The 17,687-nt window shown below is 37.5% G+C and carries 16 protein-coding genes; 7 read left to right on the forward strand and 9 right to left on the reverse strand.

All coding sequences use genetic code 11. The features are described from left to right. The first annotated feature begins 17 nt into the window (after positions 1 to 17). From ACSHZO_RS08375 to ACSHZO_RS08385, 3 genes are read left to right on the forward strand one after another with little or no spacing between them, the layout of a single operon-like run. Complete coding sequence (locus ACSHZO_RS08375; protein WP_298247021.1) at positions 18 to 2,447, forward strand: YfhO family protein; 2,430 nt, start codon at positions 18 to 20, stop codon at positions 2,445 to 2,447. Between the two features lie 8 nt (positions 2,448 to 2,455). After that, entirely contained in the window at positions 2,456 to 3,736 is a 1,281-nt protein-coding gene (locus tag ACSHZO_RS08380) for a glycosyltransferase (RefSeq protein ID WP_298247022.1), read from the forward strand. Further along, complete coding sequence (locus ACSHZO_RS08385) at positions 3,736 to 5,193, forward strand: oligosaccharide flippase family protein (RefSeq protein WP_298247023.1); 1,458 nt, start codon at positions 3,736 to 3,738, stop codon at positions 5,191 to 5,193. The genes ACSHZO_RS08380 and ACSHZO_RS08385 overlap by 1 nt, the downstream gene beginning before the upstream one ends. A gap of 82 nt (positions 5,194 to 5,275) precedes the next feature. On the opposite strand, the gene ACSHZO_RS08390 is transcribed toward ACSHZO_RS08385, so the two are convergent. Together ACSHZO_RS08390 and uvrA are read right to left on the reverse strand one after the other, a co-directional pair. Then, positions 5,276 to 6,502 (reverse strand): hypothetical protein, encoded by a 1,227-nt coding sequence (locus ACSHZO_RS08390; RefSeq protein WP_298247024.1) that lies wholly within the window; start codon positions 6,500 to 6,502, stop codon positions 5,276 to 5,278. Between the two features lie 133 nt (positions 6,503 to 6,635). Further along, positions 6,636 to 9,425, reverse strand: a complete 2,790-nt coding sequence (gene uvrA / locus ACSHZO_RS08395; RefSeq protein ID WP_298247025.1) for an excinuclease ABC subunit UvrA — start codon at positions 9,423 to 9,425, stop codon at positions 6,636 to 6,638. A 223-nt stretch (positions 9,426 to 9,648) separates the two neighbouring features. Here uvrA and ACSHZO_RS08400 point away from each other — a divergent pair, with 223 nt between their 5' ends. Together ACSHZO_RS08400 and ACSHZO_RS08405 are read left to right on the forward strand one after the other, a co-directional pair. Beyond that, positions 9,649 to 10,233, forward strand: coding sequence for an RNA polymerase sigma factor (locus tag ACSHZO_RS08400; protein WP_298247026.1), 585 nt, complete (start codon positions 9,649 to 9,651; stop codon positions 10,231 to 10,233). 58 nt (positions 10,234 to 10,291) lie between these two features. Beyond that, the gene (locus tag ACSHZO_RS08405; RefSeq protein WP_298247027.1) at positions 10,292 to 10,444 is read left to right on the forward strand and encodes a hypothetical protein; all 153 of its coding nucleotides are present in this window, start codon (positions 10,292 to 10,294) and stop codon (positions 10,442 to 10,444) included. Positions 10,445 to 10,471: 27 nt separating this feature from the next. On the opposite strand, the gene ACSHZO_RS08410 is transcribed toward ACSHZO_RS08405, so the two are convergent. Further along, a complete protein-coding gene (locus tag ACSHZO_RS08410; RefSeq protein WP_298247028.1) occupies positions 10,472 to 11,131 on the reverse strand; it encodes an endonuclease III domain-containing protein in 660 nt (219 codons plus the stop codon). Positions 11,132 to 11,162: 31 nt separating this feature from the next. On the opposite strand from ACSHZO_RS08410, the gene bcp reads away from it, so the two are divergent. Beyond that, positions 11,163 to 11,615 carry a thioredoxin-dependent thiol peroxidase gene (bcp, locus tag ACSHZO_RS08415; protein ID WP_298247029.1) on the forward strand — a complete coding sequence of 151 codons (453 nt, stop codon included), beginning with the start codon at positions 11,163 to 11,165 and terminating at the stop codon, positions 11,613 to 11,615. Between the two features lie 17 nt (positions 11,616 to 11,632). On the opposite strand, the gene ACSHZO_RS08420 is transcribed toward bcp, so the two are convergent. From ACSHZO_RS08420 to ACSHZO_RS08445, 6 genes are all read right to left on the reverse strand, one after another. Continuing rightward, positions 11,633 to 12,013, reverse strand: a complete 381-nt coding sequence (locus tag ACSHZO_RS08420) for a hypothetical protein (protein ID WP_298247030.1) — start codon at positions 12,011 to 12,013, stop codon at positions 11,633 to 11,635. A 3-nt stretch (positions 12,014 to 12,016) separates the two neighbouring features. Next, positions 12,017 to 13,219, reverse strand: coding sequence for an alanine dehydrogenase (locus tag ACSHZO_RS08425; protein ID WP_298247031.1), 1,203 nt, complete (start codon positions 13,217 to 13,219; stop codon positions 12,017 to 12,019). Positions 13,220 to 13,274: 55 nt separating this feature from the next. Further along, entirely contained in the window at positions 13,275 to 13,874 is a 600-nt protein-coding gene (locus ACSHZO_RS08430; protein ID WP_298247032.1) for a hypothetical protein, read from the reverse strand. Further along, complete coding sequence (locus tag ACSHZO_RS08435; protein ID WP_295180574.1) at positions 13,816 to 13,962, reverse strand: hypothetical protein; 147 nt, start codon at positions 13,960 to 13,962, stop codon at positions 13,816 to 13,818. Before ACSHZO_RS08435 ends, ACSHZO_RS08430 begins: the two co-directional genes overlap by 59 nt. A gap of 279 nt (positions 13,963 to 14,241) precedes the next feature. Then, on the reverse strand, positions 14,242 to 14,646 hold the full coding sequence (tsaE, locus tag ACSHZO_RS08440) for a tRNA (adenosine(37)-N6)-threonylcarbamoyltransferase complex ATPase subunit type 1 TsaE (RefSeq protein WP_298247033.1): 405 nt from the start codon (positions 14,644 to 14,646) through the stop codon (positions 14,242 to 14,244). 129 nt (positions 14,647 to 14,775) lie between these two features. Next, entirely contained in the window at positions 14,776 to 16,323 is a 1,548-nt protein-coding gene (locus tag ACSHZO_RS08445) for a PglZ domain-containing protein (protein ID WP_298247034.1), read from the reverse strand. A 111-nt stretch (positions 16,324 to 16,434) separates the two neighbouring features. Here ACSHZO_RS08445 and ACSHZO_RS08450 point away from each other — a divergent pair, with 111 nt between their 5' ends. Next, positions 16,435 to 17,664 (forward strand): HD domain-containing protein, encoded by a 1,230-nt coding sequence (locus tag ACSHZO_RS08450; protein ID WP_298247035.1) that lies wholly within the window; start codon positions 16,435 to 16,437, stop codon positions 17,662 to 17,664. Positions 17,665 to 17,687: the final 23 nt, after the last annotated feature.

Below are 17,687 nucleotides of genomic sequence, written 5' to 3' on the forward strand. Positions count from 1 at the left end.
TTTCAAAAGACTTGTGAATGCCTGATATCAAGAAATTCATACCACACCTGCTAGTCCTGGCAGGATTTGTTGTTTTATCCCTATTCTACTTTCATCCTGTCTTACAGGGCAAGGAAATTTATCAAAGCGATATCATTCAGTATATCGGGATGGCCAAGGAGCAGAATGACTTCAGGGAACAAACGGGAGAAGAGCCTTACTGGACCGACTCTGCTTTTGGAGGAATGCCAACTTTCCAGTTAGGAGCATACTATCCGCATAATTATGTCAAGAAGCTCGATTCTACCTTGAGGTTTTTACCCCGACCAGCAGACTACCTGTTTCTTTATTTTATAGGCTTTTATATTTTACTCCTCTGTTTAAAGATAGATTACCGGGTTGCCTTTGTAGGCTCTCTTGCTTTTGGTTTTTCCACTTATCTCATAATTATTCTTGGAATTGGTCATAATGCCAAAGCTCATGCCATTGCGTATATGCCCGTTGTGCTTGCCGGTATCATATCAATATTCAGAAACCGAAATGTTTGGGGTTTCCTGCTCTTAAGTGTTGGGATGGCTCTAGAGATCCAGGCAAACCATTTCCAGATGACCTATTACCTGTTGCTTCTGGTCATAGTTCTTGGCATCGTTTATTTTATAGATGCGTTTAAAAAAGCATGGATAGGTAATTATTTCAAATCACTTGGAGTTATGGTTCTTGCGGTGGTTCTTGCCTTGGCTATGAATGCAACCAGCTTGCTTGCTACCAGCGAATATGCCAGTTACAGCACCAGGGGGGAGTCAGATTTAAGTATTGGACCAGACGGCGCTGCTAAAACAGAATCGGGTCTTAGCTACGATTATATCACGGAGTACAGTTACGGAATTTTAGAAAGCTTTAATCTGATGGTTCCTCGTTTACTTGGTGGTGGTAGTTCAGAAAATATTGGTAGCGATTCCAATTTATACGATGCTATTTTAAAACTTGGTGCTGCACCGGCTCAGGCTAAAGATTTTGCAGAATCGGCTCCAACCTACTGGGGAGATCAACCATTTGTTGGCGCACCTGCATATATAGGAGCGAGTGTCATCTTTTTATTCATTTTCGCTTTATTTCTTATAAAAGGAAGGTTAAAATGGTGGGTAGTTAGTGGCAGTATGCTTGCTTTGATCCTGAGTTGGGGAAAAAACTGGTTTGCCGGTTCCAATCCTGTCACCAATCTTTTTATAGACTATGTACCATTATATGATAAATTCCGTGCAGTGTCATCGATTCAGGTGCTGCTGGAATTATGTTTACCCTTATTAGCGATTGTAGGACTGCATAAATTACTATCAAAGAAAATATCTTCGGAAGAAAAATTAAATGCCTTGAAATATTCAGGGTTTATTTCCGGAGGCCTGCTTATCTTCTTTTTACTGCTGAGTTCAGTATTCGATTTTGCCGGTGTTAACGACTCGTTGTACAGGGAACAGTTCGGTATGGATTTTATCAATGCTTTGAAGGAAGATAGAAAGGATATCTTCTTCAGTGATGTAATGAGATCTTTACTTTTTACCGGAATTGGAGTTGGTTTGATCTGGGCATATCTTAAGAATAAGCTACAGACCAATCTACTAATCGCAGGTTTTGCAGTGCTTATACTCGTTGATTTAATTGGGGTGGACAGGCGTTATGTAAATAGTGATGACTTTGTGCAATCCAGAAAGATCAACCAGCCATACGAGCGATATACTGCAGATGATCAAATCCTGGAGGATACAACGCACTATCGCGTTTTCGATGTTTCCGGAAGTCCGTTTAATACAGGAAGAACTTCTTATTATCACAATGCCTTAGGTGGTTATCACGCTGCCAAACCGGGCAGGATACAGGATCTGTTTGATTTCTATATTGCTAAGAATGATATGGAAATTCTGAGCATGCTCAATGTGAAGTACTTTATTGTTCCTACGGAAAATGGAGTACAGGCGCAACAGAATCCGCAAGCTTTTGGAAATGCCTGGGCGGTTCAAACGATTAAATGGGTGGATACCCAGGACGAGGAAATTCAAATTCTGAAGGATGTCAACCTGATGAACACCGCTGTTGTAAATTCTGAATTTAAAGACGTGGTGAGTAATGAATTTGTATACAGTTCCAGCACTAAAATAGATCTGGTGTCACAGAAACCGAATGAACTCAAATACAAATACGAAGCAGATACCGCTCAGTTCATTGTTTTTTCTGAAAATTATTATCAACCCGGTTGGCAGGCTTATATTGATGGAAAGGAAGTAGATCATATTCAGGCAAACTATACATTAAGAGCTATGAATGTGCCTGCAGGGAATCATGAAATTACTTTCAAATTTGAACCTCAGGTTGTTGATACCGGAAGCACGATAGTTCTGATAAGTTCTATTTTATTTGGCTTGATATTATTTGGAGGACTGGGGTACGAGCTGAAAAATCGTTACCAAATTTAAATCTCTGAATGAAGAAAGCTCTTATTGTTACTTATTATTGGCCACCTGCCGGAGGACCGGGAGTTCAACGCTGGTTGAAATTCGTAACTTACTTAAGAGAATTTGATATTGAACCTGTTGTTTATATTCCTGAAAATCCAGGTTACCCACTTTTAGATAAAAGTTTACTTGCCGAAATCCCAACAGGAATCCGAATATTCAAGCAACCAATTTTTGAACCATACAAAGTTGCAGAGATTTTTTCTAAAGGTGATTCTAAAACTATAAGTTCTGGAATTATAGCCAAAGAGCAGGAGCAAAGTGCCATCCAGAAGTTGATGTTATTTGTTCGCGGAAACTTTTTTATCCCGGACGCTAGAAAATTCTGGATCAAACCCTCGGTGAGTTATTTAAAGTCTGTCTTGGAGAAGGAGAAGTTCGATGTTCTTATAACAACCGGACCTCCGCATAGTCTGCATTTGATTGGTTTGGAACTTCAGAAAAGTTTAGGCATAAAGTGGATAGCCGATTTTAGAGATCCCTGGACAGAAATTGGATATCACAAAAAACTTAAACTCACTCAGTCTAGTAAACAAAACCACCTGGACCTTGAGTATAAAGTCCTCAATAAAGCTGATCAAATTGTCACTACCAGCTATACTACCAAAGCTGAATTTGAATCTAAAACTACAAGACCTATTCGAGTAATTACGAATGGCTTCGATAATCTACAGAAGGAGCCGATCACATCAGATCATTTTGAGATTTCTCATATTGGTTCTTTACTTTCAGGTAGAAGTCCTGAAATTTTGTGGAAAGCTATCGCAGAGATCGTAGAAAATGTTTCTGACTTCAGAAATAAACTAAAGATTCGATTGGCGGGAAAAATAAGTTCCGAAGTAAAGGAAAGTATTGAAGAACTGGGACTTCAGGAATATCTTCAAATTGATGGATATGTTAGCCATAAAGAAGCTCTGGAAATGCAAAATCGAGCTGCAATTCTATTACTTTTGGAAATTGACAGTGTAGAAACCAGGGGAATCATACCCGGTAAGATCTTCGAATATTTTGCTGCAAAAAAACCAATTCTGGCGATAGGTCCCGAAAGCTGGGAAGCAGGAAAAATGGTTCTGGATACGCAAAGCGGAACTTACTTGTTATTTCGTGATAAGGAAAAGGTCAAATCCTGGATTATAGATCAGTTTTATCGAAAAGAGGCACAGGGAGTTAAGCAAATAAATAGTGATATTTCAAAATATCATCGTAGAGAGCTTACAGCTGAGCTGGCAGATTTAATCAAAAAGATCTAATGGGAATAATTATTAATCAGTCCATCAAAAATATGGTGACTACCTACTTGGGTTTTGCCATTGGAGCTGTAAATACATTATTTCTATTCACCTATTTCCTTACTAAAGAATATTACGGATTGGTGAGTTTTCTCCTTTCTGCAGCAAACCTTATCTGGCCGTTTCTGGTTTTTGGGGTACACAGCACGCTAATTAAATTCTTTACCTCTTACAAAACACGAAAAGAACAGGATCGCTTACTTACATTGATGTTGATTCTACCGGCACTGGCGGCTTTACTCTTAGGTTTAGTCGGTTTATTATTTTATACGGAATTGCTGGAATATTTTAAAGGTGAAAATGAGCTCGTCCAGCCCTATATCTGGTTGATTTTCCTGATCGCTTTTGCTACCGCTTATTTTGAAGTATTTTTTGCCTGGTCCAAGATATACTATAAAAGTTCCTTTGGTAATTTTATGAAGGAGGTCTTTCATAGGTTTTGCATAAGCGTTCTACTGCTTATGGTCTATAAGGACTGGATCAGCGTTTCTGATTTCATCTACGCTATCTCTGGCGTTTTCGTATTTAGGATGATTGTAATGGCATTGTATGCTTTTTCCTTACATCCACCAAGAATTAGCCTGCAAGCTCCTGAAAACCTATCCAGTTTGCTTAAATATTCAGCATTAATACTAATCGCGGCCTCAGTAGCTACTGTGTTGCTGGATCTGGATAAAGTGATGATTGAATATTACATGCCTATCGAAAATGTTGCGATCTACGGTATTGCAGTCTATATCGCGACCGTGATCTCCGTCCCACAAAAAGCAATGCATCAGATCACGCATCCAATGACTGCCGAAATGCTGAATACCAAAGATAAGGCCGGATTGAAGAACCTATATCAGAAAAGTTCGCTTAACCTTCTTATTATTAGCGCCTTGATCTTCATCTGGATAATCACGAATGTAGAATCTTTATATGAACTTATTCCGCAGCAATATCAAATTTCAGTATTTGTAGTACTCCTGATTTCAATCGTTAAACTTTACGATAACCTACTGGGGAATAACAATAGTATTCTATTCAATTCAGATTATTATAGAATTGTCCTCGGTATTGGTGTCATCCTCGTATTGCTTGCATTTATCCTGAATTATTTACTTATTCCAAAATTCGGACTCGAAGGTGCTGCGATCGCTAGTTTTCTGGCCTTCTTTGTTTACAATACTTCCAAAATATATCTGGTCTACCTCAAGTTCAGGATTCAGCCATTTTCGAGGTCTACGTGGTTGATGTTAGTATTAACGTTCGTCCTAACGGCTGGCTTTTATTATATCGACATCTCGGCCCTACCAGTTCTAAATATATTTTTGAAGGTTTTAATTTCCGGGATTATCTACGGACTAATCATCTATTTTTCTAAGGTTTCTTCGGAAATAAATACGATGATCGACAAGGTTCTGAATTTGTCATAAACGAGAAAACCCCATCCGCAAGGCAGCATCAGGGGTTTTCCAACTAACCAACCAAAAAATTAAATTATGAACTTATCATCTACTATATATTATTCATATTTCGTGCCGAACCTCTAGCTCTTGAAGAAATATTTTTTCTTTCGTTCACTGAAGACTTAGACCTGCTCGAAGATCTTGTTCTGGTTGACTCAGCCTTCTGTCTGTTTGGACGTTGAGCACTTGTATTCCTTTCAACAGAACGAGTTTTATTTTGAACTTTTGGAGTCCTTTCGGTGTTCCGTACTGATGTAGAACGACTGGCTTTTTGAACTCTGTTTTCAGTAGACCTGGTGTCCAATCGAGAATTTCTTTCTATCGTTCTGGAACTGGTTTTTCTACTTTCTGGCGATACACGCCCTTTAGAATTTGTACTTCTTTCAGATCTCGCTCCGTAATTCTTAGACCTATTATTCTTAATAGGAGAACGTTCAGCAGTGATTATTCTACTGCTTTTTGAGTTATTAGATCGATTCGCATAGGCTTTGGATCTTGCCGCTTGTTGCCTGTTACGAACTAATTGATCGCTTTTATTGGTACGAGCACGATATTGTGCAAGATCACGCTTTTGTTTTACTTGCTTTCCGTAGTGATATTGAGCAACACGCTGAGAAGGTCTGTAGAAGTTTCTTTTGTGCTTATGTGTACTATAATAGTTATTATAAACCGTCGTATACTGGTTGTAGCTTACACGATGTGGCTGATAATAAGCCCGGTATGGCTGATTAAATACGATACTAACATTAAGCGATGGACGACGATAATAAGAATGCCATGGTCTGCGAACATAATGCCGGTTATAACTGTTTATATAACCTGTTCGTTGAATCACTCTACCAAAATTGTTATAATGTAATCTTAAGGAACCAACATTAGCAAGCATTCCATAACGATTGTAATCCATTACAATATTTCCAGCCTGGATGATTCTACCATAATAATCGTAGTAGACCGGAACATCTTCGATCTGGATTACAGCTCCATAATCATCATATTGAATAAATGGTTCGTAATTGTAACCAGAATTATAGCTAATATTTACGTTAGGTGTAGAAATTCTCACTTCATTTCCTCTTCGGAAATCAGGATTATAATAGAAATCGAACTCTCCATTTGGATAAACCGCGAATTCAACACCACCTTCAATAAAAATAAAAGAGTCATTGAAAAGATTGGAGTAGGTAGTACTTTTGGATATTTCAGAATGCGGATTTTCAGCGCTAACTGACCATCCTACAAAAAGGCAAACGATAAATAAGGTCAGATTTCTCATAGTAGTAGTATTTAAATTAAGAACATTTCTTAACTAAATACAAAGCTCATGCCAAAACCCGAAACTACTTCATGCTACCTCATCATACAGTCCTCTTCAGGAAATTAAAATAATGAATAACAGTGTATTGTGTTTAATTCAATTTTTCAGAAAGATAGGGCGCGGTAACTGATTCTTTATTTTTAGCAACCTCTTCCGGAGTTCCTGTGGCAATTAAATAACCACCATTTTCTCCACCTTCCAGTCCCAGATCGATCACATGATCAGCACATTTTACAAGATCCATGTTATGTTCAATTACTACTACTGAATGTCCTTTAGAAATCAAAGCATTGAAAGATTTCAATAATTTCTTGATATCGTGAAAATGCAGTCCTGTGGTTGGTTCATCAAAAATGAAGAGTGCTTTGGTTTTGGTTGTTCCTTTAACCAGGAAAGAAGCCAGCTTGATACGCTGAGCTTCACCACCCGATAGAGTAGAGGAGCTTTGTCCTAATTGCACGTATCCTAAACCAACATCTTTTAGAGGTTTAAGCTTTTTAACGATCTTTTCCTGATCATGATCTTCAAAAAATGCTGTTGCATCATCGATAGTCATATTTAGAACATCATCAATATTCTTATCATGAAAGGTCACTTCAAGCACATCTTTTTTGAAACGCTTACCATTACAGGTTTCACATTCGAGGTGAACATCTGCCATAAATTGCATTTCAATGGTAACTTCACCTTCACCTTTACAGGTTTCACATCTTCCGCCGTCTACATTAAAAGAAAAATGCTTCGGTTGAAAGCCACGTAATTTCGCCAGTCTCAGGGAAGAGAATAGATTTCGAATATCGTCATAAGCTTTTATATAGGTTACCGGGTTCGATCTTGATGATCTACCAATAGGGTTTTGATCTACGAACTCTACACTTCCAAGATTTTTAAAATTGCCTTCAATTCCAGAAAACTGACCTGCTTTTTCCCCATAACCTCCCAATTCTTTCTGAATGGCTGGGTAAAATATCTTTTTAACTAAAGTACTTTTTCCACTCCCCGAAACTCCGGTGATCGCTGTAAAGACTCCTAAAGGGATTTCGACATCAATATTCTTCAGGTTGTTCTCCCTTGCCCCAAGTATCTTGATGAAATTCTTAGAAGTTCTTCTCTTTTCTGGCACTTCAATATTTTTCTTACCTTTAAGATATTCCGCAGTAAGAGAATTAGATTTGAGAATTTGTTTAAGATTTCCTGTTGCAACCACGTGACCACCATTAGTTCCAGCTTCCGGTCCAATATCGATGATCTCATCTGCAGCATTCATAATCTCCTCATCATGTTCCACCACAATGACCGTATTACCAAGATCTCGTAAATGTTTTAAAACACCAATTAACTTCTCGGTATCCTTAGGATGCAATCCGATAGAAGGTTCATCCAAAATGTACATGGACCCAACCAGGCTGCTCCCAAGAGAGGTGGCAAGATTGATCCTTTGTGATTCCCCACCAGAAAGTGTATTGGATTTACGATTTAATGTTAGATAATCCAGACCTACATTGGAAAGGAATTGAAGTCGGTTTCTAATTTCCTGCAGTAATCTCTTTGCAATTTTCTCTTCGTATTCATCAAGAGTTAAATCATCAAAGAATGCTCGAACCTTATCCAAAGGTTTTTCTACCAGATCGGTAATATTGAGTCCGTTTATTTTTACATAGTGCGCTTCCTGTCTAAGTCGTTTTCCTTTACAAACTGAACATTTGGTTTTACCGCGATACCTTGAAAGCATCACCCGATTCTGAATCTTGTATGCCTTGCTCTCCAGAAACTCAAAAAACTGGTTTAATCCTTCGAAATACTGATTTCCATTCCAGACCAGCTCTTTTTGCTCGTCACTTAGTTCAAAATAAGGTTTGTGTATGGGGAAATCGAATTTATGAGAATTCTTGATCAATTGATCTTTATACCAGCTCATACTATCACCTCGCCACGGAAAGATTGCATTTTCATAAATGGATAAACCTGTGTTTGGAATCACAAGCTCTTCATCAATACCTATAACATCGCCGTAACCTTCACACTTGGGACAGGCTCCATATGGATTGTTAAAGCTGAACAAATGTACATTTGGCTCCAGGAAACTAATGCCATCCAATTCGAATTTATTGCTGAAGTGTCCTGAGCTGTTATCTGATAACCTCTCAATGAATAATTCACCTTTACCTTCGAAAAATGCCGCTTCAACAGCGTCTGCCAATCGGTTGAAAAAGTCTTCTTCATCCTTTGTAATAATTCGGTCTACTACTAAAAAAGTATTTTCAACTTTTGCTTTCGATAGATCGGTTTCATCAATACGCACTACTGATTCACCTATTTTTATCCTACTGTAACCCTGCTGAGCCAGTACATTTATTTTATTTTCGAGCTTACGACCTTCTTCCAGGTGAATAGGGGCGAGAAGTAGCAGTTTTTCACGTTCGGGAAAACCTTTTACATAATTGATCACATCTGTGACAGTATCCTTCTTGACCTCGTTTCCAGAAACTGGAGAATAGGTTTTACCAATCCTGGCAAATAATAATTTTAGATAGTCATAGATTTCCGTAGAAGTACCTACGGTAGACCTCGGGTTCGTAGAATTAACTTTTTGTTCAATAGCAATTGCCGGAGCGATACCTTTAATATAATCTACTTTTGGCTTATTCAACCTGCCAAGAAACTGCCGGGCATAGGAACTAAGACTTTCTACGTAGCGCCGTTGACCTTCTGCATAGAGCGTATCAAATGCGAGACTTGACTTTCCTGAACCGGATAGACCTGTAATTACCACGAGTTTGTTCCTGGGAATTATGGCATTGATATTCTTAAGGTTGTGCAGCTTTGCACCTTTAATAATGATATTTTTCTTGGGGTCAATATTGGCTATATCTACGGTCATTCTCTCTGGGATAAGGCTGCAAAGTTACTCATTATCAAGCGGAGAAGAAAGCCGGGAAAAGCCTATAGTATTGTTAAAATATTAAGCTTTTGTTTGCATTTCTCAAATTTAAGTTGCTATATTTGGTGCATAACCAAAATTCATACGCCTATAAAGCACAGTTACTTTTAAACTCTAAATAACCTAACCTCAGGATCTGTTCCTGAAATTTAAAGTAACTGGTATGAATAACACTAAGGTCACCGATGCCTCACTTGTACGTGATTATCTGGAAGGAAACGAGAATGCGCTAGGAACACTTATTAGCCGTCACCAACAAAGAATTTACAGTTTTATTTACTCAAAGGTCTACGATAAAGATATCTCTGAAGATATTTTTCAGGATACTTTTATTAAAGTTATTCGTACTCTAAAGCGAGGTAAATATAACGAGGAAGGTAAATTTCTTCCCTGGGTAATGCGAATAGCACATAATCTTGTCATTGACCATTTCCGAAAAAATAAGAGAATGCCCAAATTTGACAATAGTGGGGATTTCAATATTTTCTCTGTACTAAGCGATGGTGATCTAAATGCAGAAACCCAGATTATCAAGGATCAAATCGAGTCAGACGTTCAGGAACTTATTAAAGAGCTTCCGGAAGATCAATTGGAAGTCCTTACTATGAGGATTTATAAAGATATGAGTTTCAAGGAGATTTCAGATCGAACAGGAGTTAGTATTAATACCGCTTTAGGTAGAATGCGATACGCTTTGATCAATCTTAGAAAGATCATTGAGAAACGAAATTTGATCTTAACAAACTAATTTCGCAATATTATGAAGTAAATGCCGTTAACTTATAAATACCAAAAAATAACGGCACATGGGGAAACTCTACTTTAAAAAAACTTCGAAAGAAGAAAAAAATGTTCAACCACGTCCAGCAAAGGAAACAATCGAGTTTTTACTCAGTTATTCCAAAGCCCTGAACGTTGTGGAATATCAAAACATGAAGTTTGAAACACTTCTAAACTAAACAAAAACCTGTCATTACTGGCAGGTTTTATTTTTTTATCTTCTTAAAATATTCGGCAATTACACTTTTTCGGCCAATAGTTTTTGTAATGATATCCTTATCCAGGTTCCAGGCTCGTGCCGGAGAATACTGTCTCCCATACCAGATAATTTGTAAATGTAGTCGGTTCCATAGATCTTCAGGAAAAAGTCTTTTTGCATCCTTTTCCGTCTGCACCACGTTTTTTCCATTCGTAAGATTCCAGCGATACATAAGTCTGTGGATATGCGTGTCAACTGGAAAAGCAGGAATATTAAACGCCTGTGCTACTACTACACTGGCAGTTTTGTGACCTACCGCTGGAAGTTCTTCCAGAGCTTCTATACTTTTTGGTACCTGACCATTGTACTTATCCAAAAGAATATGGGAAAGCCCATGTATGCCTTTGGACTTCATTGGAGAAAGCCCAACTGGCCTGATAATATCCCGAATCTCCTCTACACTTAATTTCACCATTTTCTCAGGAGTATCTGCGATCTCAAATAGTTTAGGAGTGATTTGATTAACTTTGACATCGGTGCTTTGAGCAGAAAGCAACACCGCTATCAATAAGGTATATGGATCTTTATGATCTAAAGGTATAGGAATTTCAGGATAGATTTCATTTAAAGTATCAATTACAAACTGAACCTTTTCCTTTTTGGTCATAAAGCTTTATTTTTAAGCAAAAGTAAGAATTATGACAACATTAAAAGCAGGGGATAAGGCTCCCGATTTCAAAGCTGAAGATCAGGACGGAAATACCATCACTTTAAATGATTATAAAGGAAAAAAGCTGGTATTATTTTTCTACCCGAAAGCGAGCACGCCTGGTTGTACTGCGGAAGCCTGTAATTTAAGTGATAATTATGAAGCAATGAGTGCAAAAGGTTATGACATTCTGGGTGTTAGTGCCGATTCCAAAAAAAGGCAGCAAAACTTCAGAAACAAGTATGAATTTAAATATCCATTACTTGCAGATGAGGATAAGGAAGTGATCGAAGCTTACGGAGTTTGGGGACCCAAAAAATTTATGGGAAAAGAATACGAAGGCATTCACCGAACAACCTTCATCATTGATGAAAATGGAAAGATCGAAGAGATAATTCAGAAAGTCAAAACCAAAGCTCACGCCGAGCAGATCATGGAATAATATAGTAGGCGGCCGATTTATTCGGCCGTTCTTATTTTTACTTTCTGTATCGTAGCAATACTATCGCAATTTTGTATTCTGAATTCTAATTCTTCAGTTTCACGTGTTCCGGTAACATAATAGATATTGCATGGTTTCGCATCAGTATCACTTAAGTTGAAATCAACGTCTCCATTTTTAAGAACTTCGGAAATATAGGAAGTGTCAATTTCGCGATCCATTAGAAAAATCAAAGATTCTTCAGACCATTTTCTCTCTTTTATCTTAATATTTTTCAGCACACGTGCATTTGGAGAGTAATCGCAAGAAGCTTTTTTACCACCTAAAAAAAATATTAATAGTACAATTCCGAAGAATAGTCCGACGCCAAAATAGCCAAAGCGATGTATAAGTTTCATTAATTAGAAAATCAGGAGATTTATATCACGGTAAGAAAGATTGAACCATTCTGCTATCGATTTATTGGTCAAAATTCCGTGGTAAAAATACAAACCATTACGTAAACCGCGATCAAATCTCAGAGTATTTTCTAAACCACCCTCTTCACCAATATGTAATAAATACGGGGTAAAAATATTACTTATTGAAAGGGAACTCGTTCTGGCGTACCTGGACGGGATATTAGGAACACAATAATGAATGACATTATGCTTTTTGAAAATAGGTTCATCATGGCTTGTGATCTCGCTGGTTTCCACGCAACCACCCATATCGATGCTTACATCAATGATCACGGCGCCTCTTTTCATACTTTGTACCATGTTCTCAGTAATAAGCACCGGACTTCGATCCTTTCCACGAACAGCACCAATTACAACGTCTGCACGTTTTAGCGCTTTTGATAAATTTTTAGGCTGAATGGTACTGGTATAAAATGTATTGGTAAGATTCGCCTGAATATTACGAAGTTTCGTAAGGGAAGAATCAAATACTTTGACGCTGGCCCCAAGACCAATAGCCGATCTGGTCGCGAATTCACCTACGGTACCTGCTCCAATAATAACTACTTCAACAGGTGGTACACCGCTAATATTTCCAAACATGAGTCCGTTTCCATCTGCATGATTACTCATGATCTCAGAAGCGATGAGGACAGAGGCTGTTCCGGCAATTTCGCTCAAGGCACGCACTATAGGGTAGGAGCCATCCTCGTCCCGGATAAATTCAAAGCCGAGTGCAGTAATTCTTTTCTCTGCCAGCTTCTGAAAATACTCTTTACACTGAGTTTTAATTTGAAGCGCAGAAATTATGGTTGTTTGCGGATTAATATTTTCAAGTTCCTCTAGAGATGGCGGCTCTATTTTTAAGATGGTAGGGCAGGAGAATACTTTGCGGGTATCTTTGGTGATCTCTGCTCCGGCATCTGAATAATCTTTATCGCTAAAGCGCGCCCATTTTCCGGCACCGGATTCAATCATCACTCGATGGCCATGTGCGGTGATGGCTGCAACGGCATCAGGACTTAAACAAATCCTTTTTTCCTGGTAAGCGGTCTCTTTTGGTATTCCTATGAATAATTCACCCTTTTTCTTGTAGATCTCAAGAGTTTCTTCCTGTGGAATTAGTTGTTCTTTAGTAAAAGGTGAAACCTGCTGTTTGCCCATAGTTATTGGTTAAAGCAGTTAAATTACAACTTAAAATGGAATTGAAAAATATAAACTAAAGTTTACGGTAGTAGTCTTCGACAAGTACATTGGAATGTTCGAGTTCATCATTATCTTCTTGAAATTCCTTTAATTCTTTGCGCTCTCGCTCTGATATACTTGTAAATACCGATACCTCGGTTTCGTCCAACTCCGACAGATCTAATCCATAGATCCTATCGAAAATCTTAATTCTCACTAAATAAACAATCGATAAGATGACAATAAAAAATGGTGCCATGTAGATTAAGTCTCCATTATCCATGCTGATAACATGTTGAAAATAATCTTCATAGAATGCAGCAATTAATTGAAAAGCATACATAACCATTGGCACTAGGATGACATGATACCACCAGTGTTTACAGGTAAAAAACCAGATGATAAGTAGAAGTAAAGGGACTAACTTTGAAGTATACGTCCAAGCGGCAGTTAGGACATCTTGGTAATAATTACTTTCGTAGGTAAAAAAAGAAGTTTCCCAAACACGGGTGCTTGGGAAAATTTCATATAAATAAAAAAGATAAGGTGAGAATGCTATGCAAATCGCTATTATACTACCCGTGAGTAGGAACCCTGATGAGCCTTCTGTCCACAGCTTGTTTTTCAATTTCATCCTTATTAGTATCGTTATCAGTAGTTGAAGTTACAAAAAAACTTGCTCCGAATATTGCTGCTGCGAAAAGTACTGCTTTAAGTTTCATAATATAAGATTTTAATATGGTTGTTTCGTTTTGTTCTGAGACAAACATAGAACAACTTAAAATCCTGTGGGTTAAAACATTAATCGTACCTTTGCGCCATTTTTCGAGGCATAAAATACCCGAAAAACCGCATAAAAAACTTTAAATATGTTAGTTTAAATCTGTTTATAAATCGTTTAACGAATATAAATTAATAAATCAGGTTTATAAAATATCTGCAAAAGTAATAATATTCTTACAAACAATTTTAATCGTCAAATTAACGAATTTTTGATTTCGTTAACTTAACTTTAACATTCTTGAATTCTCCGATACTACCTCAATATGCACTTTTTGATGATCATCACTAAGTAATTTCCCTACTTTTTGTGGCCATTCAATCAAATTCCATGCTCCAGAATCCAGGTAATCTTCAAATCCAATATCTAATGCTTCCATATCTGATTCGATTCTATATAAATCGAAATGATAAACCGCACCCTGATCTGACTCGTAATGGTTAACTAATGAAAACGTAGGACTGGAAACGGCGTCCTGGACGCCAAAAGCTTTTGCTAACTCTTTAATAAGAGTCGTCTTGCCTGCACCCATCTCGCCGTAGAAAAGTAGTGTTCTACTCTTTGTGTTCTGTAGAATGTGTTCTACCGCTCGATCCAGTTCGTGAAGTTCGTAGGTTAACTCCATAAATTCAAAATGTCAGATTTGGGATGATAAAGATATATAAAAAAAGGTTATACTGCCGTATCTTTTTGATATTCAAATAAGTACAACAACAAAGCATGTATTTCAACCTATATAAATGCCGTTTATCGATTATTTTGGATTTAAGACTACAAACGGGATTACAACTTCTTCTAACGAAATTCCTCCATGCTGATATGTATTCTTATAATAGCTTACATAATGATTGAAATTATTAAAATATGCAAAGAACAGATCTTCCTTGGCGAATATATAAGAGCTACTCATATTAATGGTTGGTAGATGAACTGATCTTGGGTTCTCTATAGCAAACACTTCCTTGTTCTCGTACGTAAGACTCCTGCCTGTCTTGTATCTTAGGTTCAAACTCGTATTCTTATCACCAATAACCTTTGAAGGGTTCTTTACATTGATCGTTCCATGATCTGTAGTAATGATCAATTTAAAACCTTGTTGCTGTGCTTTTTGTATGATATCAAGTAATGGCGAGTTTTTAAACCAGCTCTGGGTTAAGCTCCTATATGATTTGTCATTAGAAGCCAGCTCCTTTATCACTTCCATCTCGGTCTTGGAATGAGAGAGCATGTCTACAAAATTATAAACGACTACTGTAAGATCGTTGGATTTCTGACTTTTAAAGTTATCTGCCAGCTTTCTTCCCGCCTTCAGGCTAGTAATTTTATGATATTCGTACCTCAGGTCTTTTCCCAATCTCTTAAGCTGTTCCCTGAGAAAATCAGATTCGTGTAGATTTTTACCTCCTTCTTCAGTATCGTTCTTCCAGTATTCTGGAAAGAGCTTTTCCATCTCACTTGGCATCATTCCGGAGAAGATTGCATTTCGGGCATATTGTGTTGCAGTGGGCAAAATACTGAAGTAAGCATCCTCTTTCTCTTTCTTATAATGTGTCGTGATAATTGGTTCCAGTGATTTCCACTGGTCATATCTTAAATTATCGACGACAACTAGCAACGTTGGCTCTCCAGGTTTGATTTCCGGCAGAATCTTTTTCTTGAATAAAGTATGAGACATCACCGGAGGCTCACCACCTTGCTGAAACCAATCCTCGTAATTCTTAGAAATGAATTTAAAGAACTGATTATTTGCCTCCTGTTTTTGAGATTCAAGAATTTCGAACATTCCTGAATCTTCAATTTCTTCTAACTGTATTTCCCAGTAGATCAATTTCTGATATAACGAAACCCATTCTTCATAAGAGTTCACCTGAGATAATTCCATGGCTATTTTTCGAAATTCCTGCTGGTAGTTCGATGTAGTTTTTTCAGAAATGAGTCGGGAGTGATCCAGATTTTTCTTTAAACTCAGCAAGATCTGGTTAGGATTAACCGGCTTGATTAGATAATCTGCAATCTTTGAGCCTATCGCTTCTTCCATTATATATTCCTCTTCACTCTTAGTGATCATAACCACCGGAACCGTTTCCCTACGCTCTTTGATTTCCGTAAGGGTTTCCAGACCGGTAAGCCCCGGCATATTTTCGTCCAGGAATATAATGTCAAAATTTTCTTCTTCGATGAGTTCAAGCGCTTCAGTTCCACTTTTGCAGGTTTGAACCTCGTAGTTTTTCTTCTGAAGAAATAATATATGTGGTTTTAAAAGGTCAATTTCGTCATCGACCCATAATATCTTTATCGTCATAAATTTGATTATTTATGGCTTCCGAAGAGAACCATTATAATTGAAATAGAACTTATTACCGGGGCTAAGTTCATATATGTATCTTTGTTTTGAACATTAGATTATAAAAGCTTGGCTTCACAAACTAAACTCAAAATATTAAACGATCCAATTTACGGTTTTATTACCATTCCTAATGAACGGATCTTTAAGATTATCGAGCATCCGTACTTCCAGAGATTGCGTAGAATTTCCCAAATGGGTTTATCTTACCTTGTCTATCCGGGGGCACATCACACGAGGTTTCATCATGCTCTTGGTTGTGTACACTTAATGCTGAAAGCAGTTAGGATACTCAGAATTAAAGGTGTAGAGATTTCAGAAGATGAGGAAGAAGCATTACTCATAGCAATTTTAATGCATGATATTGGACATGGTCCTTTTAGTCATGCGATGGAACACAGCCTGGTGGAAGGAGTAGATCATGAGACTATTTCACTCCTTTTTATGGAACAAATGAATACTGAATTTAACCAAAGTTTAACTCTGGCAATTCAGATCTTCAAAGGAAGTTACGATCGCAAATTTATGTATCAGTTAATTAGTAGTCAGATGGATATGGATCGTCTGGATTATCTAAAACGCGATAGTTTCTATACCGGTGCCGTAGAAGGTAATATTAATAGTGAACGCCTAATTACTATGCTGAATGTGGTGAATGATGAACTGGTGGTGGAGGAGAAAGGTATATATTCTGTAGAGAAATTTTTGATAGGTAGACGCTTAATGTACTGGCAGGTGTATTTACATAAAACCAGCCTGGTGGCAGAGCAATTGCTTATACGGGTTTTAAAGCGGGCCAAGGAATTAATAGGCGAGGGCCATCAATTACATGCCAGCGGCAGTCTGTTGTATTTTCTTCAGAATAAAGTGGAAAGACATAATTTCGATCAGCATACTCTCGAGATGTTTTCGAGGCTAGATGATAATGATGTGATTTCTGCAATGAAGGAATGGATGTATTCAGATGATTTCGTGCTCAGTAATTTGTGCGAAATGATCATTAACAGGAAACTTCTTAAGAGTAAGATCAAAAAGAAACGACCTTCCCAGGACAAACTGGATCAGCGAAAAAAAGCTCTTCAGAAGAAATATAATATTTCAGAAAAAGAAGCATCCTACTTTGTATTCGAAGGGGAAATCGCAAATCTTGCCTATAAACGAGAAAAGGATACTATCAATATTTTACATAAAAATGGTAGAATATGTGACGTAGTAAAGGTTTCAGACCAGTTTAATCTCAAAGCTCTTACAAATACTGTGACCAAATACTATATGTGTTATCCAAAAGTTAAAGATTAGTTCATTTTTTTTACTTTTGCCAG

This window comes from Christiangramia sp. 3-2217-3z (assembly GCF_051195275.1).
Classification (GTDB): domain Bacteria; phylum Bacteroidota; class Bacteroidia; order Flavobacteriales; family Flavobacteriaceae; genus Christiangramia; species Christiangramia marina.

Coding starts and splice junctions, on each gene's coding strand:
- ACSHZO_RS08375 (WP_298247021.1), top strand. CDS start 18: ATGCCTGATATCAAGAAATTCATACCACACCTGCTAGTCCTGGCAGGA.
- ACSHZO_RS08380 (WP_298247022.1), top strand. CDS start 2,456: ATGAAGAAAGCTCTTATTGTTACTTATTATTGGCCACCTGCCGGAGGA.
- ACSHZO_RS08385 (WP_298247023.1), top strand. CDS start 3,736: ATGGGAATAATTATTAATCAGTCCATCAAAAATATGGTGACTACCTAC.
- ACSHZO_RS08390 (WP_298247024.1), bottom strand. CDS start 6,502: ATGAGAAATCTGACCTTATTTATCGTTTGCCTTTTTGTAGGATGGTCA.
- uvrA (WP_298247025.1), bottom strand. CDS start 9,425: ATGACCGTAGATATAGCCAATATTGACCCCAAGAAAAATATCATTATT.
- ACSHZO_RS08400 (WP_298247026.1), top strand. CDS start 9,649: ATGAATAACACTAAGGTCACCGATGCCTCACTTGTACGTGATTATCTG.
- ACSHZO_RS08405 (WP_298247027.1), top strand. CDS start 10,292: ATGGGGAAACTCTACTTTAAAAAAACTTCGAAAGAAGAAAAAAATGTT.
- ACSHZO_RS08410 (WP_298247028.1), bottom strand. CDS start 11,131: ATGACCAAAAAGGAAAAGGTTCAGTTTGTAATTGATACTTTAAATGAA.
- bcp (WP_298247029.1), top strand. CDS start 11,163: ATGACAACATTAAAAGCAGGGGATAAGGCTCCCGATTTCAAAGCTGAA.
- ACSHZO_RS08420 (WP_298247030.1), bottom strand. CDS start 12,013: ATGAAACTTATACATCGCTTTGGCTATTTTGGCGTCGGACTATTCTTC.
- ACSHZO_RS08425 (WP_298247031.1), bottom strand. CDS start 13,219: ATGGGCAAACAGCAGGTTTCACCTTTTACTAAAGAACAACTAATTCCA.
- ACSHZO_RS08430 (WP_298247032.1), bottom strand. CDS start 13,874: ATGAAATTGAAAAACAAGCTGTGGACAGAAGGCTCATCAGGGTTCCTA.
- ACSHZO_RS08435 (WP_295180574.1), bottom strand. CDS start 13,962: ATGAAACTTAAAGCAGTACTTTTCGCAGCAGCAATATTCGGAGCAAGT.
- tsaE (WP_298247033.1), bottom strand. CDS start 14,646: ATGGAGTTAACCTACGAACTTCACGAACTGGATCGAGCGGTAGAACAC.
- ACSHZO_RS08445 (WP_298247034.1), bottom strand. CDS start 16,323: ATGACGATAAAGATATTATGGGTCGATGACGAAATTGACCTTTTAAAA.